Raw genomic sequence first — 18645 nt, 5'->3', positions numbered from 1 at the left:
CCCCCTGAGGATCGTGTGAGCCCCCTAGCCTCCCGTGCACTGCAACCGGCGTCGACACCGCCCGCGTCGCTCCGCAACTTCTGCATCATCGCCCACATCGACCACGGCAAGTCGACGCTGGCCGACCGCATGCTGGGCATCACCGGCGTCGTCGAAGACCGCGCGATGCGCGCCCAGTACCTCGACCGCATGGACATCGAGCGCGAGCGCGGCATCACGATCAAGAGCCAGGCCGTCCGCATGCCGTGGGAGCGCAACGGCGAGACCTTCGCCCTGAACATGATCGACACCCCCGGGCACGTCGACTTCAGCTACGAGGTCAGCCGATCGCTCGCGGCCTGCGAGGGCGCGATCCTCCTCGTCGACGCGGCGCAGGGTATCGAGGCGCAGACGCTCGCGAACCTGTACCTCGCCCTCGAGAACGATCTCGAGATCATCCCCGTCCTGAACAAGATCGACCTCCCCGCCGCCGACCCCGAGAAGTACGCGGCCGAGCTGGCCGGTCTGATCGGCGGCGACCCCGACGACGTCCTGCGGGTCAGCGGCAAGACGGGCATGGGCGTCGAAGAGCTGCTCGACCGCGTCGTCGACCGCATCCCGTCGCCGACGGGCGACTTCGACGCCTCGCCGCGCGCCATGATCTTCGACTCGGTCTACGACAGCTACCGCGGGGTCGTGACCTACATCCGCATGATCGATGGCACGCTGAACCCGCGCGAGAAGGTCCAGATGATGTCGACGAAGTCGACGCACGAGATCCTCGAGATCGGGGTGTCGTCGCCCGAGCCCACGCCGAGCCAGGGGCTCTCGGTCGGCGAGGTCGGCTATCTCATCACCGGTGTCAAAGACGTGCGGCTCTCGAAGGTGGGCGACACCGTCACGACGGCGGCGAAGCCCGCGACGGAGGCGCTGGCCGGCTACGTCGAGCCCCTCCCGATGGTCTACTCGGGCCTCTACCCGATCGACGGCAGCGACTACCCAGACCTCCGCGAGGCGCTCGACAAGCTGAAGCTGTCTGACGCCGCGCTGGTCTACGAGCCCGAGACGTCCGTCGCGCTCGGCTTCGGCTTCCGCTGCGGGTTCCTGGGGCTGCTGCACCTCGAGATCATCACCGAGCGCCTCGAGCGCGAGTTCGGCCTCGACCTCATCACCACGGCCCCGAGCGTCGTCTACGAGGTCATGACCGACGACAAGAAGACCATCACCGTGACGAACCCGAGCGAGTTCCCCGGGGGCAAGATCGCGAGCGTCAGCGAGCCCATGGTGAAGGCCGCGATCCTGGCGCCGAAAGACTACGTCGGCGTCATCATGGAGCTCTGCCAGCAGCGCCGGGGCAATCTGCTCGGCATGGAGTACCTCGGCGAAGACCGGGTCGAGATCCGCTACTCGATCCCGCTCGGCGAGATCGTCTTCGACTTCTTCGACAGCCTCAAGTCGAAGACGGCCGGTTACGCGAGCCTCGACTACGAGCCCATCGGCGACCAGGAGGCGGACCTCGTCAAGGTCGACATCCTGCTGCAGGGCGAGACGGTCGACGCCTTCAGCGCGATCGTGCACCGCGACAAGGCGTACGCCTACGGGGTGCTCATGACCGGTCGCCTCCGCGAGCTGATCCCTCGTCAGCAGTTCGAGGTCCCCATCCAGGCCGCCATCGGAGCGCGCATCATCGCGCGCGAGAGCATCCGCGCCATGCGGAAGGACGTCCTCGCGAAGTGCTACGGCGGCGACATCTCTCGAAAGCGCAAGCTGCTCGAGAAGCAGAAGGAGGGCAAGAAGCGCATGAAGACCATCGGTCGCGTGGAGGTGCCGCAAGAGGCGTTCATCGCCGCCCTCTCGGGCGACACCGAGAAGAAAGACAAGAAGTAGTCGCATGAGACGCGCGACGTACACCGAGACCCGCACGACGTACGGCGAGGTCGGGGCCACGCAGGCTCCCGACCTGATGCAGTACCCGCCGACGGGCTTCACGCCCGCCGAGTACCGCACCCGCGTCGGTCACGGCGATGCCCGGTTCGAGGCGGCCTGGATCGCGACGATGACCTGGCAGATCCAGCGCCGCAGCGGCATCGAGGTCCGGGTCGACGCCGTCCCGCCCCTCGAGGAGGGCGGCTACACGCCCGTCACCTTCGACGAGAACGGCGCCCCGATCGACCCGGCGCACTGGTCGCGCTCGCCCGACGAGGCGCGCTTCGCCCCCGACGGCACGCCCCTGCTCACGGCCGGGACGACTGCGACGCTCACCATCGAGGCCTACGGGCGCAAGGTGGAGGCACCGGTCCGGGTGGTCTACGTGATCGACGAGCCCAAGCGCAAGGGCTTCGCCTACGGCACCCTCGACGGGCACCCCGAGAGCGGGGAGGAGTCGTGGATCGTCGATCAGACCGACGACGGCTCGGTCTGGCTCTCGATCCGCTCGTTCTCGCGCCCGTCGTCGCTGCGCTGGAAGCTCGTCGAGCCGTTCATGAAGCGCACCCAGGCCCTGTACACGCGTCGCTATCTCCGGGCGCTGTCGATCAGCGAGCCCGGCCCCGAGCCCGAGACGGACCTCGACGCCGCGGCGATCACGGCGGCCGAGTCGCCCGAGACCGCTCCCGAAGACCCGACCCTCCGTCGGCTGGACGACTGAGGGTGCCGAGCACCCTCCCGCTCGGCGACCCCGCGCCCGTCGACGGCGGTCTCCCGTCGTCGGTCGTCGCAGGGGCCGACCAGCGCAACTTCGGCGTCTACCTGCACGTCCCGTTCTGCCGTGTCCGCTGCGGCTACTGCGACTTCAACACGTACACCGGCGACGAGCTGCGGGGCGCCAAGCGCGACGACTACGCCGGGCAGGCCGTCGCCGAGGTCGCGCTCGGCGGTCGCGTCCTCGCCGAGGCGGGTCTGCCGGCGCGACCCGCGTCGACCGTCTTCTTCGGCGGCGGGACGCCGACGATGCTGCCGCAGTCCGATCTGGCCGAGATGCTGCACGCGGTCGTCGACACCTGGGGTCTCGTCGACGGCGCCGAGGTGACCACCGAGGCGAATCCGGACAGCGTCGACGCCGACTACCTGCGGGCGCTCAAGGCGTCCGGCTTCACCCGGGTCAGCTTCGGCATGCAGTCGGCCGTGCCGAGCGTGCTGGCGACCCTAGAGCGCACCCACGACCCCGAACGCATCCCGCTGGTCGTCGAGTGGGCGCGTGATGCGGGCCTCGACGTCAGCCTCGACCTGATCTACGGCACCCCCGGCGAGACGCTCGACGACTGGAAGCGCTCGCTCGACGTCGCGATCGCGCAGCAGCCCGACCACCTCTCGGCGTACGCGCTCATCGTCGAGGACGGCACGAAGCTGGCCCGCCAGATCCGCCGCGGCGAGGTCGCGACGCCCGACGACGACCTAGCGGCCGACATGTACGAGGTGGCCGACGACCGCCTGGCGGCCGACGGCTACGACTGGTACGAGGTGAGCAACTGGTCGCGCGGGGTCGACCACCGCTCGCGGCACAATCTCGCCTATTGGCAAGGCCACGACTGGTGGGGCGTCGGCCCGGGCGCGCACAGTCACGTCGGGGGAGTCCGCTGGTGGAACGTCAAGCACCCGGCCGCCTACCAGCAGCGCATGGCGGCCGAGCAGTCGCCGGGCGCCGGTCGCGAGACCCTCGACGACGAGACGCGTCGGGTCGAGCGGGTCCTCCTCGGCGTCCGCATCCGCGAGGGTCTGCCGGTGTCCGAGCTCGACCACGACGGTCGCCAGGCCGTCGCCGGGCTCATCGCCGACGGCTGGGTCGAGGGGCGCCCCGCCCTGCAGGGTCGGGTCGTCCTCACCCGTGAGGGCCGCCTCATGGCCGACGCGGTCGTCCGCCGACTCCTGCCGTCGTAGAGCGGGCCCCGTGACCGTCGCGAGCTCGACGGACGACGAAGGGCGCGCCTCCTTCAGGAGGTGCGCCCTTCGTTCGGTGCCGTGCGTCAGTTCTTGATGAACTCGAACGTCAGCGGGTACTTGTAGTACTGGCCGCGGTTGGCGGCGACGGCGGCGATGATCGAGAAGATCACGATGACGACGCCGGCGGCGAAGCCGGTGATGGCGCCGATCACGATGACGCTGAGCAGACCCGACGCGACCAGCACGATGGCCATGGTGATCTGGAAGTTCAGGGCGGCACGGGTGTGCTCGCGGATGAACGGGCCGCGGTCCTTCAGGACGAGGTAACCCACCAGTGCGGGGACGATCCAGAACAGGATGCCGCCGAGGTGGATCAGCGTGGCCCAGAGCTTCTCGTCCTCCGGACGCATCGGCGGGACGGACGGCTGCCCCTGGTGACCGTAGGGCGGCTGGCCGTTCGGCTGCTGGCTGTAGGGCGGCTGGCCGTTCGGCTGCTGGCCGAAGGGCTGCTGGCCCGCGCGGGGGTCGTTCGGTTGCGAAGGAGGCATGTCGGTCATGGCCTCACCCTAGGGCAGACCACCCCGCGGGCAGTAGGGAGCTCCGGATGCCGAGTACGCCGGGTGTAGGTCGCGTGGCGCACGTGACGTAGGATTGGCAGTCTGGTACGGCGAGTGCCAGACAGTCGGAAGAGAGGTGCGTCGTGGTCTCGGAACGCGGACTCGAAGTCCTCCGTGTCATCGTGCACGACTACGTCGCCTCCCGTGAGCCCGTCGGCTCGAAGTCGATCGTCGAGCGGCACCAGTTCGGCGTGTCGGCCGCGACGATCCGCAACGACATGGCCCTCCTCGAAGAGGAGGAGCTGATCACGGCGCCTCACACGTCGTCGGGCCGGGTCCCGACCGACAAGGGCTACCGCCTCTTCGTCAACGAGCTGGCCGATCTGCGTCCGCTCACCTCGGCGCAGCGTCAGGCCATCGAGACCTTCCTCGGCGACTCGACCGATCTCGACGAGGTCCTCGGGCGCACGGTCCGACTCCTCTCGCAGCTGACCAACCAGGTCGCGCTCGTGCAGTACCCCTCGTTCTCGCGGGCACGCGTGCGGCACATCGAGCTGGTCAGCCTCGGCGAGACGCGGGTGATGACCGTCCTCATCACCGACAGCGGCCAGGTCGAGCAGCGCCTGATCGATCTGCCCACGCCCGTCGACGAGGTGTTCCTCTCCGAGCTGCGGGCGTCGGTCAACGCCGTCGTCGGGGGCGCCGCGCTCAGCGACGCCGCCCGATCGCTCAGCGACCTGCCGGAGCGCTTCCGGCCCGACCTCGCGGCCATCGTGCGTCGCGTCGTCGCGAGCCTCGTCGAACAGCTGGCCGCGGGCCGCCAAGACCGTCTCGTCATGTCGGGCGCGGCGAATCTCGTCCGTACCGGCGACGACTTCAGCGGCAACCTCTATCCTGTGCTCGAGGCCATCGAAGAACAGGTCGCGCTGCTCCGGCTCTTCGGCGAGATGCAACTCGACGCCGTCGACGTGGTGGCCAGCATCGGTCGCGAGAACGCCTCGTTCGGGCTCGCGCAGACCTCGGTCCTGGCGAGCGGCTACACCTCGTCGGGCAGCGAGATCGCCCGCATCGGCGTGCTCGGCCCCCTGCGGATGGACTACTCGTCGAACATGGCGGCCGTCCGCGCGGTGGCCCGCTACCTGTCGTCGACGCTAGCCGAGCGCTGAGACCCGACCCGCGCCTCCTCGGCCTCCCCTTCTTCCCCCCAACTTCCAGCTACGACACCAAGAGGTAGACGAAACAAGTGGCAGATCATTACGACGTGCTCGGAGTCGACCGGTCGGCGACGCCCGAAGAGATCAAGAAGGCGTACCGCAGACTCGCCCGCGAGCTGCACCCCGACGTGAACCCGAGCGCCGACGCGTCCGAGCGCTTCAAAGACGTCACGCACGCCTACGACGTCCTGAGCGACCCGCAGCAGCGTGAGCGCTACGACCTCGGCCCGCAGGCCGGGTTCGGCGGCGGGGGCGGCGGCGGGGCCGCGGGCTTCGGCGACATCTTCGACGCGTTCTTCGGCGGCGGGGGCGGCGGTCAGCGGCAGGGTCCGCGATCGCGGCGCGAGCGCGGTCAGGACGCGCTGCTGCGCCTCGAGGTCGAGCTCGACGACATCGTCTTCGGCACGCAGCGCGACATCGAGGTCGACACGGCCGTGCTCTGCGAGACCTGCAACGGCTCATGCTGTGCGCCCGGCACCTCGCCGCAGACCTGCGACATCTGCAACGGATCGGGTCAGATCCAGCGCACCGTCCGCTCGCTGCTCGGCAACGTCATGACGTCGAGCCCCTGCGGTACCTGCCGCGGCTACGGCACGGTCATCCCCAACCCCTGCGCCACCTGCCAGGGGCAGGGTCGCGTCCGTGCCCGCCGCACCATCCCGATCGACATCCCCGCGGGCGTCGACACGGGGCTCCGACTGCAGCTGCCCGGCCAGGGCGAGGTCGGTCAGGCCGGCGGTCCGAACGGAGACCTCTACCTCGAGGTCAAGGTGAAGCACCACGACACCTACAGCCGCGACGGCGACGACCTGCTGGCGACGCTCGAGGTGCAGATGGCCGACGCGATCCTCGGCACGTCGACGACGCTGACCGGCATCGACGGCGAGGTCGAGCTCGAGATCAAGCCCGGCACCCAGAGCGCCGACATCATCACCATCCGCGACCGCGGCATCACCAAGCTGCGCGGCACCGGCCGGGGCGACCTGAAGATCGGCGTCCAGGTGGTGACCCCGACCAAGCTCAGCCACAAAGAGCGCGAGCTCATCGAGAAGTTCGCGTCGGGTCGCCGCGGTCAGGGGCCCGAGCTGTCGCAGTTCCAGCAGGGGCTCTTCGGCAAGCTGCGCGACCGGTTCCTGAACTTCTGATCGTGGCGCACTCGTACCTCGTCGAGTCGCTCGACGACGCGTCGGTCGGCGGCGACGTCGTCCTGACCGGCGCGGAGGCGCGGCACGCGGTGACCGTCAGCCGCCTGCGGGTCGGCGACCCGCTGCGGGTCGGCAACGGTCGAGGGCTCGTCGCCGAGGGGATCGTGCAGGAGGCGCGGGCCGACCTCGTCGTCATGCTCACCGAGTCCGTCACGCACCACCCGCGCCCCGTGGTGACGCTCGGTCTCGTGCAGGCCCTCGCCAAGGGGGACCGCGACGAGCTCGCCGTCCAGGCGGCGACGGAGCTCGGGGTCGACGAGGTCGTGCCCTGGGCGGCGGCGCGCAGCGTCTCGCGCTGGGAGGGCCCCAAGATCGAGAAGGGGCTGACCCGGTGGCGCGCCATCACCCGCGAGGCCACCAAGCAGGCCGTCCGCGCCTGGGGCCCCGAGGTCGGCGGCCTCGCCACGACGAAGGCGATCGCGGCCCGGGCCGGCGGCGCGCGGGTGCTCGTGCTCGAGCCGAGCGCCGAGGTCGCGCTCTCCGCGGTCGACCTGACCGGCGCCTCCTCGGTGCTGGTGGTCGTCGGGCCCGAGGGCGGGATCTCGCCCGGCGAGCTCGAGACGCTCGCGGCCGCGGGGGCGACCCCGGTGCGGCTGGGCGACTCCGTGCTGCGCACGTCGACGGCCGGGCCGGCGGCGATCGCCGTGCTCAGCGTTCGGCTCGGGCGCTGGTAGGCCTGCGGCCGCCCGTGGCCGTGCCTGCGGCTGCGGCCAGGACCGTGGCCGTGCCTGCGGCTGCGGCCGTCCCCTCGACCGGCGAAGTGTCGGGGGTCGCCGGTACGATGGCGTCCATGTCCGATCAGCAGAACCCCGACGCCGAGCCGAGCGTCTTCAGCCGCATCGTCTCGCGTGAGATCCCCGCAGACATCGTCTTCGAGAACGACCGGCTCATCGCCTTCCGAGACATCCAGCCCCAGGCGCCGGTGCACCTCCTGGTCGTCCCCAAGACGTCGTCGTACCGAGACGTCGTCGAGCTCGCTGCGGGCGATCCCGCCCTTCTCGCCGAGCTCGTCTCGACCGCGTCCGCCCTCGCCGCCGACCCGGCGGTGTTCCATGACGCCGAGGGTCGGCGGTTCGACGGCTCGTCGTTCCGACTGATCTTCAACACCGGCGAGTCCGCCGGCCAGACCGTTTTCCATGTCCACGCCCACGTCCTGGGCGGCCCCCTCCAGGAAGGCACCCTTGCCCACTAGCGACACTCGCCCCTCCGAGCCCCGCGGCGACGACGCCGCCGACATCGTCCGCGTCGACATGCAGGTCGACGGCGTGGCCATGGTGCAGCTGCTCGGTCCGCAAGACCGCCTGCTCAAGACCGTCGAGAAGCAGTACCCCGACGTGCGCGTGCTCGTCCGAGGCAACGAGGTCGTGCTCGAGGGCCCCGCGGACCCGGTCCGCCGTGCGCGCGGTCTGGTCGACGAGCTCGTGGCCATGGTGCGCGGCGGGCACGATCTCGCTCCCGCCGAGGTCGAGACCTCCGCGCGGGTGCTCGATGCCGGTCAGAGCACGCCCTCCGCCATGTTCGGCGACCCCATCGTGTCGGGCAAGGGCAAGCCGATCCGCGCCAAGACCCCCGGTCAGCGCGAGTACGTCGACGCGATCGACGAGCACACGATCACGTTCGGCATCGGTCCGGCCGGCACCGGCAAGACCTACCTGGCGATGGCGAAGGCGGTGCAGGCCCTGCAGCGCCGCGAGGTGCAGCGCATCATCCTCACCCGGCCGGCCGTCGAGGCGGGCGAGCGGCTCGGGTTCCTCCCCGGCACGCTCACCGACAAGATCGACCCGTACCTCCGGCCGCTCTACGACGCCCTGAACGAGATGATGGACCCTGAGATCGTGCCCAAGCTGCTCGCAGCGGGCACCGTCGAGGTGGCTCCGCTGGCGTACATGCGCGGGCGCACGCTCAACGACGCCTTCGTCGTGCTCGACGAGGCCCAGAACACCACGCCCGAGCAGATGAAGATGTTCCTGACCCGACTCGGCTTCGGCTCCAAGATGGTCATCACCGGCGATGTCACGCAGATCGACCTGCCCACCGGGGCGAGCGGCCTGCAGCTGGTCACGCGGGTGCTCGATCGGATCGACGACATCCACTTCTCCCGGCTGACCAGCGACGACGTCGTGCGGCACACCCTCGTGGGTCGCATCGTCGACGCGTACACGACGTTCGACGCCGAACGGCAGGCGCAGCAGTTCGCCCGCTCCGAGAACCGTCCGTCCGAGAGAGGAACCCGATGAGCATCGAGGTCAACAACGAGTCGGGTGTCGAGGTCGACGAGGCCGCCATCCAGCGTCTGGCGACGTTCGCACTCGATCAGATGCACGTCCACCCCGAGGCCGAGCTCGCGATCGTCTTCGTCGACGAGGCGGCGATGGAGCAGCTGCACGTCCAGTGGATGGACGAGCCCGGCCCCACCGACGTCCTCAGCTTCCCGATGGACGAACTGCGGCCCGGCACCGAAGAGGACCCGACCCCGGCCGGTCTGCTCGGCGACATCGTGGTCTGCCCGCAGGTCGCCGTCGCCCAGGCGGCGACCGCGGGTCACAGCCCGCTCGACGAGATGCAGCTGCTGACCTGCCACGGCATCCTCCACCTGCTCGGCTTCGATCACGCCGAACCGGACGACGAGCGCGAGATGTTCGGCCTGCAACGCGAGATCCTCGCCGCCTTCGCCGGCGCAGACGAGCGGCGGTGACCCGGTGATGGTCACCGTGTTCGTCATCGTGGCCGTCGTCCTGGTGGTCGCCGGCGGTCTCCTCGCCGCCATCGACTCGGCCCTCGGCGTCCTCAGCCGGGCCGATCTCACCGACGAGGCCGAGCAGTCGCCCCGCAGTCGCACGGCGCTGCTGGCGATCGCGGTCGACACCGGTGCGCACGTCAACGCCGTCAACTTCGTCCGGGTCGTCGCCGAGACGTCCGCTGCGGTCCTGGTGTCGCTGGCCTTCGCCTTCAGCGTCGATCGCTGGTGGGTGGCGTTGCTGCTCTCCGCTCTCATCATGACCGTGGTGTCGTTCGTGCTCGTCGGCTCCAGCCCGCGCAGCGTCGGGAGGGCCCACGCACGCGGTCTGGTCGTCGCGACGGCGGGGTTCGTGCGCCTCGTGCGAGTGGTGCTCGGCCCCGTCGCCGACGCGCTCGTCGCCGTCGGCAACCGTGTCACCCCGGGTCGTCCGGCCAGCTCGTCGTTCTCGTCCGAAGAGCAGCTGCTCAGCATGGTCGACGAGGCGACCGAGCTCGACGTGCTCGAAGAGGACGACCGCGAGCTCATCCACTCGATCTTCGAGTTCAGCGACACCGTCGTCCGCGAGGTCATGGTGCCCCGCACCGACATGGTCACCATCGAGGCGACGGCCACCGTCGGCTCCGCGATGAGTCTGTTCCTCGGTCGCGGCGTCTCCCGGGTGCCCGTCGTCGGTCGCGACAACGACGACGTCGTGGGCGTCGTCTACCTGCGCGATCTCGCCCGTCGGCTGCACGAGCACGTGGGCGACGACGACGCCCTCGTCGGCTCCCTCGCCCGGCCCGCTGCGTTCGTCCCCGAGTCGAAGAAGGCCGACGACACCCTGCGGCAGATGCAGCTCGACAAGAACCACCTCGCGATGGTCGTCGACGAGTACGGCGGAATCGCCGGCCTGGTCACCCTCGAAGATCTCATCGAGGAGCTCGTGGGCGACATCAGCGACGAGTACGACCGCGAGGTCGCACCGCACCGCGAGGTGGCCGACGGCGTCTTCCGCGTCAGCGCCCGCATGCCCGTCGACGAGCTCGGCGACCTCTTCGGCCTCGACCTCGACGACGACGACGTCGACTCGGTCGGCGGGCTGCTCACCAAGACGCTCGGGCGACTGCCCGAGAAGGGGTCCGTCGTGACCGTCTCCGGGCTGACACTGACGGCCGACCGCACCGAGGGGCGCCGACACGACCTCCAGACGGTCCTCGTCGAACGGAACCCGGTCGTCGCCTCCGACGGCACGGATCCTACCTCCGGTCTCGTCGAGCACGACCCCGACCTCACCCCGCACCGCATCTCGAACCGCTCCGCGAAGGAAACCGCATGACGACCCCCGACGACCCGACACAGGCCATCGACCCCACCAGGCCCGAGCCCGGCTCGAACTACCGGGCGGGCTTCGTCTCCTTCGTCGGTCGCCCCAACGTCGGGAAGTCCACGCTGACGAACGCGCTGGTCGGTCAGAAGGTCGCGATCACCTCGTCCAAGCCGCAGACGACCCGTCGAGCGATCCGAGGCATCGTCCACCACGCCGACGGTCAACTGGTGCTCGTCGACACCCCGGGCATGCACCGACCCCGCACCCTGCTCGGCGAGCGTCTCAACGACGTGGTGCAGACCACCCTCGGCGACGTCGACGTCATCGGCTTCTGCGTGCCCGCCGACGAGAAGATCGGACCCGGCGACAAGTACATCAACGAGCAGCTCGACGCGTTCCCGCGGGCCAAGAAGGTGGCCATCGTCACCAAGGTGGACACGACCTCCCGGCCGGCGGTGGCAGAGCAGCTCCTCGCCGTCAGCCGTCTCCGCGACTGGGAGGCCATCATCCCGCTGTCGGCCGTCACCGACGTGCAGCTCGACGTCCTCGCGACGGAGCTGATCAAGCTGATGCCCCGATCGCAGCCGCTCTACCCCTCCGACGCGGTCACCGAAGAGGGACTGGAGGATCGCGTCGCGGAGTACGTCCGTGAGGCGGCGCTCGAGGGCGTCCAAGACGAGCTGCCGCACTCGCTGGCCGTCACGATCGACGACATGGTCGAGCGCGACGACAAAGACCTGCTCGAGATCTACGCGAACCTCTTCGTCGAGCGCGACAGCCAGAAGGCCATCGTCATCGGCAAGGGCGGTCAGCGTCTCCGCGAGGTGGGCGAACGGGCTCGAGCCCAGATCGAGCCGCTCGTCGGCAAGCAGGTGTTCCTGTCCATCCGGGTCAAGGTGGCCAAAGACTGGCAGCGCGACCCGAAGCTGCTCGGGCGCCTCGGCTTCTGATCGGAGGTCCCTCCACAGGATGACCCGCCTCCGTCGCCCGTCGCGAGGTCCGTGCGCCCGCTCGTGAAGCGACCCGACGGGCCGTACGGTAGTCCCGTGCTCTTCCGTCGCCTCGCCCCCTACCAGCTGGTGGTGGACGCCGCGTCGGGGGTCGTGCTCTTCGGTGCGGCGCTGCTCATCTCCAACGACTCGTTCACCGGCGTCGTGGCACTCGGGCTCGCGGTGGCCCTCGCCGTGCGCCGGTTGTCGCCGAGTCTCGCTCTCTCGATCGCCTGGGTGGTCGCCATCGGCGAGATGCTCGCGCGGACGACCCCCGACGTCAGCAACATCGCCATCTGCGTGATCCTCTACACGGTCGCCGCGTACGGCACCGACCGGCTCAAGTGGCTGGGTCTGGTGTCGCTCGTGGTGGGCGCGGCCGTCGGCACGTTCTACCTGACCTTCGTGCAGACGACGATCTTCGGAGTCTCCTACGACGTGAGCGGCATCACGGACGTCGTCCGCATCATGCTGCAGGTCGGCATCACGTTCCTCGGGCTGCTCGCGCTGCTGGGGCTTCCGTGGGCCGGCGGTCTGCTCGCCCGCTCGCGCTCCGCCGAGCGCACGAGCCGCGAGGCCCGCCTGGTCGCCGAGCGCGAGACCATCCGCGCCGAGGGGGACGCCGCTCGAGCTGAGCGGGAGGCGGCCCGAGCCGAGCGCGACATCGCCGTCGAACAGGAGCGCAACCGGATCGCGCGTGACATGCACGACGTCGTGGCGCACTCCCTCGCGGTCGTCATCGCTCAGGCGGACGGCGCTCGGTACGCCGCCAAGGTCGACCCCACGAGCGTCGACGACGCGCTGACGACGATCGCCTCGACGGCGCGCGAGGCCCTCGGCGACGTCCGCGTCCTCCTCGGGCAGCTGCGCCACAGCCAGGACGAGGCGCCGCAGCCCGCTCTCGGCGACCTCGACAGGCTGCTCGAGCAGATGCGCGCCTCCGGACTCCGCATCGACCACCGGGTCGTGGGGGAGCCGCAGCAGCTCGGGACGAACCGGCAGCTGGCCGTCTTCCGCATCGTGCAGGAGTCTCTGACCAACGTGCTGCGGCACGGGGCGGTCGACGAGGTCGTCGAGCTGGTCTTCGACTGGCGGTACGAGTCCCTCCACCTGCTCATCAGCAACGTGGTGCGGCCCCTGACCCGTCCGGTGCCCACGACGCCACCCGGCGAAGAGCGCCGCGGCGGCCACGGACTCGACGGCATGCGCGAGCGCGCGACGCTCGCCGGCGGCTCGCTGACCACCCAGAACGCCGACGGCCGCTTCGTCGTCCACGCCATCGTGCCGACCTCGGCACTCACACAAGAAGTAGGTCTCGCCCGGTGACTCCCACTCCCATCCGCGTCGCGCTCGTCGACGACCAGGCCCTGTTCCGTGCCGGCATCAAGATGCTCGTGGGGTCGCAGCCCGACCTGGTCTTCGTCGGCGAGGCGAGCAACGGCGAAGAGGGCGTGGCCATGGTCGCCGAGACCACGCCCGACGTCGTCCTCATGGACATCCGCATGCCCGTCATGGACGGCATCGCCGCGACGTCGGCCGTGCTGGCCCAGGCCGAGCAGGCCGTCCGCAAGCCCCCGCGCATCATCGTCCTGACGACCTTCGACCTCGACGAGGCCGCGACCAGGGCGATCCGAGGAGGCGCGAGCGGCTTCGTCCTGAAAGACGCCGATCCCGAGTTCCTCCTCGCCGCCATCCGCACCGTCCACTCGGGCAACGCCGTCATCGCCGCCTCGGCCACGCGGGAGCTCTTCGAGCACTTCGACGGCCGTGGCTCCCGGGCCGTGCCCGAGGCGTTCCGCTCGTTGACGACGCGCGAGCGGGACATCTTCGACCTCGCATCCCGCGGCCTCAGCAACTCCGAGATCGCCACGCGCGAGTTCCTCAGCGAGGCCACCGTCAAGACGCACATCAGCCGGGTCCTGTCGAAGCTGTCGCTGCGCGACCGCGTGCAGCTCGTCGTCTACGCCTACGAGCACGGCCTGACGAAGTGACGGCCTCGAGACCGGGGCGGCGGGCGGACCATCGCGCGCCTCCTCGGTCTCTCCGATCCGGGCGGCGGTGCTAGCCTCGACCTGTGCTGTTCGGTCTGCTCCTCCTTAGCTGCCGCGACGAGTCCTAGCCCAGGCCTCCCTCGTCGCGGAGTTCGTCGTCGGCTGACCAACGAAGCGCTGACACTGTCGGCAAGCCCAGGAGCTCGAGACCATGAAGAACACCCAGACCGCGTCGGCCATGCCGATCCACAAGTACCGCCCGTTCCACGAGCAGTTCGCCGTCGACCTGCCCGACCGCACGTGGCCGTCCGCCCGAATCACCGAGGCGCCTCGCTGGTGCGCCGTAGATCTGCGCGACGGCAATCAGGCGCTGATCGACCCGATGAGCCCCGAGCGCAAGCGCATCATGTTCGACCTGCTGGTCGGCATGGGCTACAAGGAGATCGAGGTCGGGTTCCCCAGCGCCTCGCAGACCGACTTCGACTTCGTGCGCAGCCTGATCGACGAGGGCGCGATCCCCGACGACGTCACGATCCAGGTGCTGACCCAGGCACGAGAGCACCTCATCGCACGCACCTACGAGTCCATCGCCGGGGCGAAGCAGGCGATCGTGCACCTGTACAACTCGACCAGCGCCCTGCAGCGCGACGTCGTGTTCCGCACCGACCGGCAGGGTGTGATCGACATCGCGCTGGAGGGCGTCCGGCTGTGTCTCGAAGCCGAGAAGAGCATCCCGCAGACCGCGGTCTTCTACGAGTACTCGCCCGAGAGCTACACGGGCACCGAGCTCGACTTCGCCCTCGACATCTGCAACCAGGTCATCGAGGCCTTCGACGCGACGCCCGCTCGGCCCGTGATCATCAATCTGCCGGCCACCGTCGAGATGGCGACCCCGAACGTGTACGCCGACTCGATCGAGTGGATGCACCGCCGTCTCGCCCGTCGCGACAGCGTCATCCTGTCTCTGCACCCGCACAACGACCGCGGCACTGGGATCGCCGCCGCCGAGCTGGGCTACCTCGCCGGCGCGGACCGCATCGAGGGGTGCCTCTTCGGCAACGGCGAGCGGACCGGCAACGTGGACCTCGTCGCGCTGGGCATCAACCTGTTCACGCAGGGGATCGACCCGCAGATCGACTTCAGTGATCTCGACATGGTCAAGCGCACCGCCGAGCACTGCAACCAGCTGCCCGTCCACGAGCGGAGCCCGTGGGCCGGCGACCTGGTCTACACGGCGTTCTCCGGTTCGCATCAGGACGCCATCAAGAAGGGCTTCGAGGCGATGGCCGCCGAGGCCGAGACCGCCGGAGTATCGGTCGACGAGCTGCCCTGGGCCGTGCCCTATCTGCCGGTCGACCCGAAAGACCTCGGTCGCAGCTACGAGGCGGTCATCCGCGTCAACTCGCAGTCCGGCAAGGGCGGCGTCGCCTATCTGCTGAAGGCCGACCACGCCATCGATCTGCCCCGCAAGCTGCAGATCGAGTTCAGCGGCGTCGTCCAGGCGCGCACGGACGAAGAAGGCGGTGAGATGACCAGCGCGAACATCTGGTCGATCTTCCGCGACGAGTACCTGCCGGCCGACTCGACCGACGACAAGTGGGGCCGCTTCGAGCTCACCCGCACCCGCACGTCGAGCGACCTGACCGGCGAGACCGCGCTCGACGTCGACCTGCGCATCGGCGACGACGTCGAGTCGACCACGGGACGAGGCACGGGGCCGATCGCCGCGTTCATCTCCGTCCTCGAGGCGCATGGAGTCGGCGTCAAGCTGTACGACTACGTCGAGCACACGCTCAGCGCGAGCGGCGACGCGCAGGCCGCGGCCTACGTCGAGCTGGACGTCGACGGGACGCGCCTCTGGGGTGTGGGCATCGACGCCGACATCTCGACGGCGTCGCTCAAGGCGATCGTCTCGGCGGTGAATCGCGCGCTCCGTGGCGTCGAGGCACGCCAGCTCGCCTCCGCCTGAGTCGCCCCCTTCTCCGCCGCCGCACCGCTCGTCGTCGGTCCACCCTGCCGTCGCACGCTCCCGTGTCGGCAACTCCTGCCTCCTGCGGATGCACCGCCCCGTACGGTGCCTCTGCGGCTGGATCGCTGCACGGAGCAGGAGTTGTCGGCGCGTGGGCCCGCCCGGCGGCGGATGCGTCGCTCGGGGCTGCGGCACGCCGCGCGGCGTCCCTCGGTGTTCGGCCACGGTCGGCAACTCCTGCCGGCTGCGGTCGAGACGCCGACACGCCGAGGTGCTGACGTCGACCGACGCGAGGAGCAGGAGTTGCCGACGCCGCGGGGTAGCTGTCCCGCGAGGCTATGAGAGGAGGCGCGGGTCGGCGCGGGGCACCGGGGCCGCGGGGTAGCGGGGCGACGCAGCGGGGTAGCGGCGCGGGTCGGCGGCGGGGCCGCGGTGCCGCAGGGCAGCAGGGCGGCGGGGCGGCGGGGGACCGGCGGGCCCTGGGCCTCAGCGGGGGCGGCGCCAGCGGGGCAGCCTGCTGAGGGCGCGCTGCTCGGGCAGGGTCCAGCCGAATCGCACCGCGAGCATGCGGATGACCAGCGTCACCGAGGTGCCCACGACGGCGGCGACGGCGACGGGGGCGCCGAAGCTCACGGCGACGACGAGCACTCCGGTGCCCGCGGCCGCCGCGACCGCGTAGAGCGACCCCACGTGCATCATCGCGATCGTGAGGTTCATCAGGAGGTCGCGCAGCACCGACCCGCCCACGGCTGCGATCACCCCCACGAACACGGCGGGGATCTCCGGAATCCCCATGGCGAGCGCCTTGGTCGACCCGATGGCCCCCAGCAGCCCGATCGTGAGGGCGTCCAGCACCGTGATGACGCCCGCCAGCCGGTCGAACACGCGTTGCAGCGCCATGCCGAGGATCGCCGCCAGCACGGCCACCAGCAGGTACCAGTTGCTCGACATGGCACGGGGCACGACGCCGAGCAGCACGTCGCGCAGCACGCCGCCGCCGAGCCCGGTCGCGATGCCGATGATGGCGACGCCGAGCAGATCGAGACGTCGGTCTTTGAACTCGGAGGCGAACATGGCGCCCTGCAGGCTCCCGATGCCCACCGCGAGAAGATCCACCCACAGAGGTACGGCGAAGGCTGTGGCGTGCATCCGACGTTTGTACCACGCGGGGGATACTGGAGGGGTGCCCGTCTACCGCGATGAATGCGTCATCCTGCGCACCCACAAGCTGGGCGAGGCCGACCGCATCCTCACGATGCTCAGCCGCAACCACGGCAAGATCCGGGCCGTCGCGAAGGGCGTCCGCCGCACGGCCTCGAAGTTCGGCGCCCGTCTCGAGCCGATGATGGTAGCCGACCTGCAGCTCTACGAGGGCCGTTCGCTCGACATCGTGCAGCAGGCCGAGTCGCTGGGCTCGTACGGGGCGGTGATCGCGGGTGACTACGCGAGCTACACGGCGGGCAGCGTCATGGTCGAGACCGCCGACAAGCTGACGGAGGCCGAGGCGGGTCTGCAGCAGTACCTCCTGCTGGTCGGCGCGCTCCGGTCGTTGTCGCGCGCCGAGCACGCGCCGCAGCTGACGCTCGACTCGTACCTCCTCCGGGCACTGAGCGTGGCGGGGTGGTCGCCCAGCTTCGGCGACTGCGCTGTCACGGGCGCGCCGGGGCCGCATTCGGCGTTCGTCGTGCAGCTGGGCGGGGTGGTGGCGGACGACCACGCGCCTCCCGGGTCGCCCAGATTGACCCAGGAGGCGCTGGCCCTGTTGTCGGCGCTGCTCACGGGAGACTGGGCGGTCGCCGACGCCGCGCCCGAGGGCACGCGCAACCAGGCCAGCGGCGTCGTGGCGGCCTACACCCAGTGGCATCTCGAACGGGGACTCCGTTCGCTCCAGCACGTCGATCGCGAGCCGGCGAGAGCCGCCGTGACCGCCTCGGCCCCGACGGGCCGCACCCCGCTCCCAGGAGGGCATCCGTGAAGAAGACGCACCGCGACGCGGCCGACTACCGACCCCTCGACTGGACGGGCGTCCACCCTCCCGAGCTGCCGAAGGGAGCGGTGCCCGGGCACGTGGCCATCGTCATGGACGGCAACGGCCGGTGGGCGAACGGCAGGGGCCTCACCCGGGTGGAGGGCCACAAGGCGGGCGAGATGTCGCTGCTCGACGTCGTCGCCGGGGCGATCCAGATGGGCGTCAAGCACCTCAGCGTCTACGCGTTCTCGACCGAGAACTGGAAGCGCTCGCCCGACGAGGTGCGGTTCCTGATGGGGTTCAACCGCGACGTCCTGCACAGGAGGCGCGACCAGCTGAACGCCTGGGGCGTCCGTGTCCGCTGGGCCGGCCGCAGACCCCGGCTCTGGGGCTCGGTCATCAAAGAGCTGCAGTACGCCGAGGAGCTCACCCGCGGCAACGACGTGCTGACGCTCACGATGTGCGTCAACTACGGCGGTCGTACGGAGATCGCCGACGCCGTCCGGGCCATCGCCGAAGACGTGGCCGCCGGTCGCATCAAGCCCTCCGGCGTGAGCGAGAAGCTCATCCAGAAGCACCTCTACACGGCCGATCTGCCCGACGTCGACCTCTTCGTCCGCAGCTCGGGCGAGCAGCGGACGAGCAACTTCCTGCTCTGGCAGTCGGCCTACGCCGAGATGGTGTTCCTCGACCGGTTGTGGCCCGATTTCACGCGCACCGACCTGTGGGAGGCCGTCACGACCTACGCCGCCCGGTCGCGGCGCTTCGGCGGGGCGATCGACGCGCCGACCGCCTGACGCGCCGACGCGCCGACGACCTGAAGCCCGGCGCCCCGACCGCCCGGCAC

General features: G+C 70.2%; 18 protein-coding genes. 16 read left to right on the top strand and 2 right to left on the bottom strand.

The features are described 5' to 3' along the window. Positions 1-15: 15 nt before the first annotated feature. From lepA to hemW, 3 genes are read left to right on the top strand one after another with little or no spacing between them, the layout of a single operon-like run. On the top strand, positions 16-1866 hold the full coding sequence (lepA, locus tag IFT51_RS00265) for a translation elongation factor 4 (RefSeq protein WP_192057963.1): 1851 nt from the start codon (positions 16-18) through the stop codon (positions 1864-1866). A 4-nt stretch (positions 1867-1870) separates the two neighbouring features. Continuing rightward, positions 1871-2626, top strand: coding sequence for a DUF1990 family protein (locus IFT51_RS00260; protein ID WP_192057960.1), 756 nt, complete (start codon positions 1871-1873; stop codon positions 2624-2626). Positions 2627-2628: 2 nt separating this feature from the next. Then, a complete protein-coding gene (hemW, locus tag IFT51_RS00255) occupies positions 2629-3855 on the top strand; it encodes a radical SAM family heme chaperone HemW (protein WP_192057958.1) in 1227 nt (408 codons plus the stop codon). Between the two features lie 86 nt (positions 3856-3941). Here hemW and IFT51_RS00250 read toward each other — a convergent pair whose 3' ends face one another. Next, entirely contained in the window at positions 3942-4415 is a 474-nt protein-coding gene (locus IFT51_RS00250; RefSeq protein WP_371740626.1) for a DUF4870 domain-containing protein, read from the bottom strand. Between the two features lie 143 nt (positions 4416-4558). Here IFT51_RS00250 and hrcA point away from each other — a divergent pair, with 143 nt between their 5' ends. The 11 genes from hrcA (at position 4559) to leuA (ending at position 15829) form a co-directional block, all read left to right on the top strand. Then, positions 4559-5581, top strand: coding sequence for a heat-inducible transcriptional repressor HrcA (gene hrcA / locus IFT51_RS00245; protein ID WP_192057956.1), 1023 nt, complete (start codon positions 4559-4561; stop codon positions 5579-5581). 77 nt (positions 5582-5658) lie between these two features. After that, positions 5659-6774, top strand: a complete 1116-nt coding sequence (gene dnaJ / locus IFT51_RS00240; protein ID WP_192057953.1) for a molecular chaperone DnaJ — start codon at positions 5659-5661, stop codon at positions 6772-6774. A gap of 2 nt (positions 6775-6776) precedes the next feature. After that, positions 6777-7508 (top strand): 16S rRNA (uracil(1498)-N(3))-methyltransferase, encoded by a 732-nt coding sequence (locus IFT51_RS00235; protein WP_192057951.1) that lies wholly within the window; start codon positions 6777-6779, stop codon positions 7506-7508. 116 nt (positions 7509-7624) lie between these two features. Next, positions 7625-8026 (top strand): histidine triad nucleotide-binding protein, encoded by a 402-nt coding sequence (locus IFT51_RS00230; protein ID WP_192057949.1) that lies wholly within the window; start codon positions 7625-7627, stop codon positions 8024-8026. Next, a complete protein-coding gene (locus tag IFT51_RS00225; RefSeq protein ID WP_371740625.1) occupies positions 8016-9071 on the top strand; it encodes a PhoH family protein in 1056 nt (351 codons plus the stop codon). Before IFT51_RS00230 ends, IFT51_RS00225 begins: the two co-directional genes overlap by 11 nt. Next, positions 9068-9529, top strand: coding sequence for an rRNA maturation RNase YbeY (gene ybeY, locus IFT51_RS00220; RefSeq protein WP_192057945.1), 462 nt, complete (start codon positions 9068-9070; stop codon positions 9527-9529). The genes IFT51_RS00225 and ybeY overlap by 4 nt, the downstream gene beginning before the upstream one ends. A 7-nt stretch (positions 9530-9536) precedes the next feature. Next, positions 9537-10889 carry a hemolysin family protein gene (locus IFT51_RS00215; RefSeq protein ID WP_192059182.1) on the top strand — a complete coding sequence of 451 codons (1353 nt, stop codon included), beginning with the start codon at positions 9537-9539 and terminating at the stop codon, positions 10887-10889. Next, positions 10886-11830: a GTPase Era gene (era, locus tag IFT51_RS00210; RefSeq protein ID WP_192057943.1), complete on the top strand. Its 945-nt coding sequence runs from the start codon at positions 10886-10888 to the stop codon at positions 11828-11830. Before IFT51_RS00215 ends, era begins: the two co-directional genes overlap by 4 nt. A gap of 96 nt (positions 11831-11926) precedes the next feature. Further along, positions 11927-13195 (top strand): histidine kinase, encoded by a 1269-nt coding sequence (locus IFT51_RS00205; protein WP_192057940.1) that lies wholly within the window; start codon positions 11927-11929, stop codon positions 13193-13195. Beyond that, positions 13192-13860 (top strand): response regulator transcription factor, encoded by a 669-nt coding sequence (locus IFT51_RS00200; protein ID WP_308196255.1) that lies wholly within the window; start codon positions 13192-13194, stop codon positions 13858-13860. Before IFT51_RS00205 ends, IFT51_RS00200 begins: the two co-directional genes overlap by 4 nt. Positions 13861-14071: 211 nt before the next feature. Beyond that, positions 14072-15829, top strand: coding sequence for a 2-isopropylmalate synthase (leuA, locus tag IFT51_RS00195; protein ID WP_192057938.1), 1758 nt, complete (start codon positions 14072-14074; stop codon positions 15827-15829). A gap of 486 nt (positions 15830-16315) precedes the next feature. Here leuA and IFT51_RS00190 read toward each other — a convergent pair whose 3' ends face one another. Next, a complete protein-coding gene (locus IFT51_RS00190) occupies positions 16316-16978 on the bottom strand; it encodes a trimeric intracellular cation channel family protein (protein WP_192057937.1) in 663 nt (220 codons plus the stop codon). Between the two features lie 34 nt (positions 16979-17012). On the opposite strand from IFT51_RS00190, the gene recO reads away from it, so the two are divergent. Both recO and IFT51_RS00180 read left to right on the top strand, forming a co-directional pair. Continuing rightward, positions 17013-17804, top strand: a complete 792-nt coding sequence (gene recO / locus IFT51_RS00185; RefSeq protein WP_192057936.1) for a DNA repair protein RecO — start codon at positions 17013-17015, stop codon at positions 17802-17804. After that, positions 17801-18595 (top strand): isoprenyl transferase, encoded by a 795-nt coding sequence (locus IFT51_RS00180; protein ID WP_192057935.1) that lies wholly within the window; start codon positions 17801-17803, stop codon positions 18593-18595. Before recO ends, IFT51_RS00180 begins: the two co-directional genes overlap by 4 nt. The last annotated feature ends 50 nt before the right edge of the window (positions 18596-18645 follow it).

The organism is Frigoribacterium sp. CFBP 13712 (assembly GCF_014842255.1).
In the GTDB taxonomy this organism is placed as follows: domain Bacteria; phylum Actinomycetota; class Actinomycetes; order Actinomycetales; family Microbacteriaceae; genus Frigoribacterium.
This window is presented reverse-complemented; position numbering and strand designations above follow the sequence as displayed.

What these genes read in the sequence shown, in the direction of transcription:
- IFT51_RS00260 (WP_192057960.1), top strand. Translation starts at nt 1,871, where the DNA reads ATGAGACGCGCGACGTACACCGAGACCCGCACGACGTACGGCGAGGTC.
- IFT51_RS00250 (WP_371740626.1), bottom strand. Translation starts at nt 4,415, where the DNA reads ATGACCGACATGCCTCCTTCGCAACCGAACGACCCCCGCGCGGGCCAG.
- IFT51_RS00230 (WP_192057949.1), top strand. Translation starts at nt 7,625, where the DNA reads ATGTCCGATCAGCAGAACCCCGACGCCGAGCCGAGCGTCTTCAGCCGC.
- ybeY (WP_192057945.1), top strand. Translation starts at nt 9,068, where the DNA reads ATGAGCATCGAGGTCAACAACGAGTCGGGTGTCGAGGTCGACGAGGCC.
- IFT51_RS00215 (WP_192059182.1), top strand. Translation starts at nt 9,537, where the DNA reads ATGGTCACCGTGTTCGTCATCGTGGCCGTCGTCCTGGTGGTCGCCGGC.
- era (WP_192057943.1), top strand. Translation starts at nt 10,886, where the DNA reads ATGACGACCCCCGACGACCCGACACAGGCCATCGACCCCACCAGGCCC.
- leuA (WP_192057938.1), top strand. Translation starts at nt 14,072, where the DNA reads ATGAAGAACACCCAGACCGCGTCGGCCATGCCGATCCACAAGTACCGC.
- IFT51_RS00190 (WP_192057937.1), bottom strand. Translation starts at nt 16,978, where the DNA reads ATGCACGCCACAGCCTTCGCCGTACCTCTGTGGGTGGATCTTCTCGCG.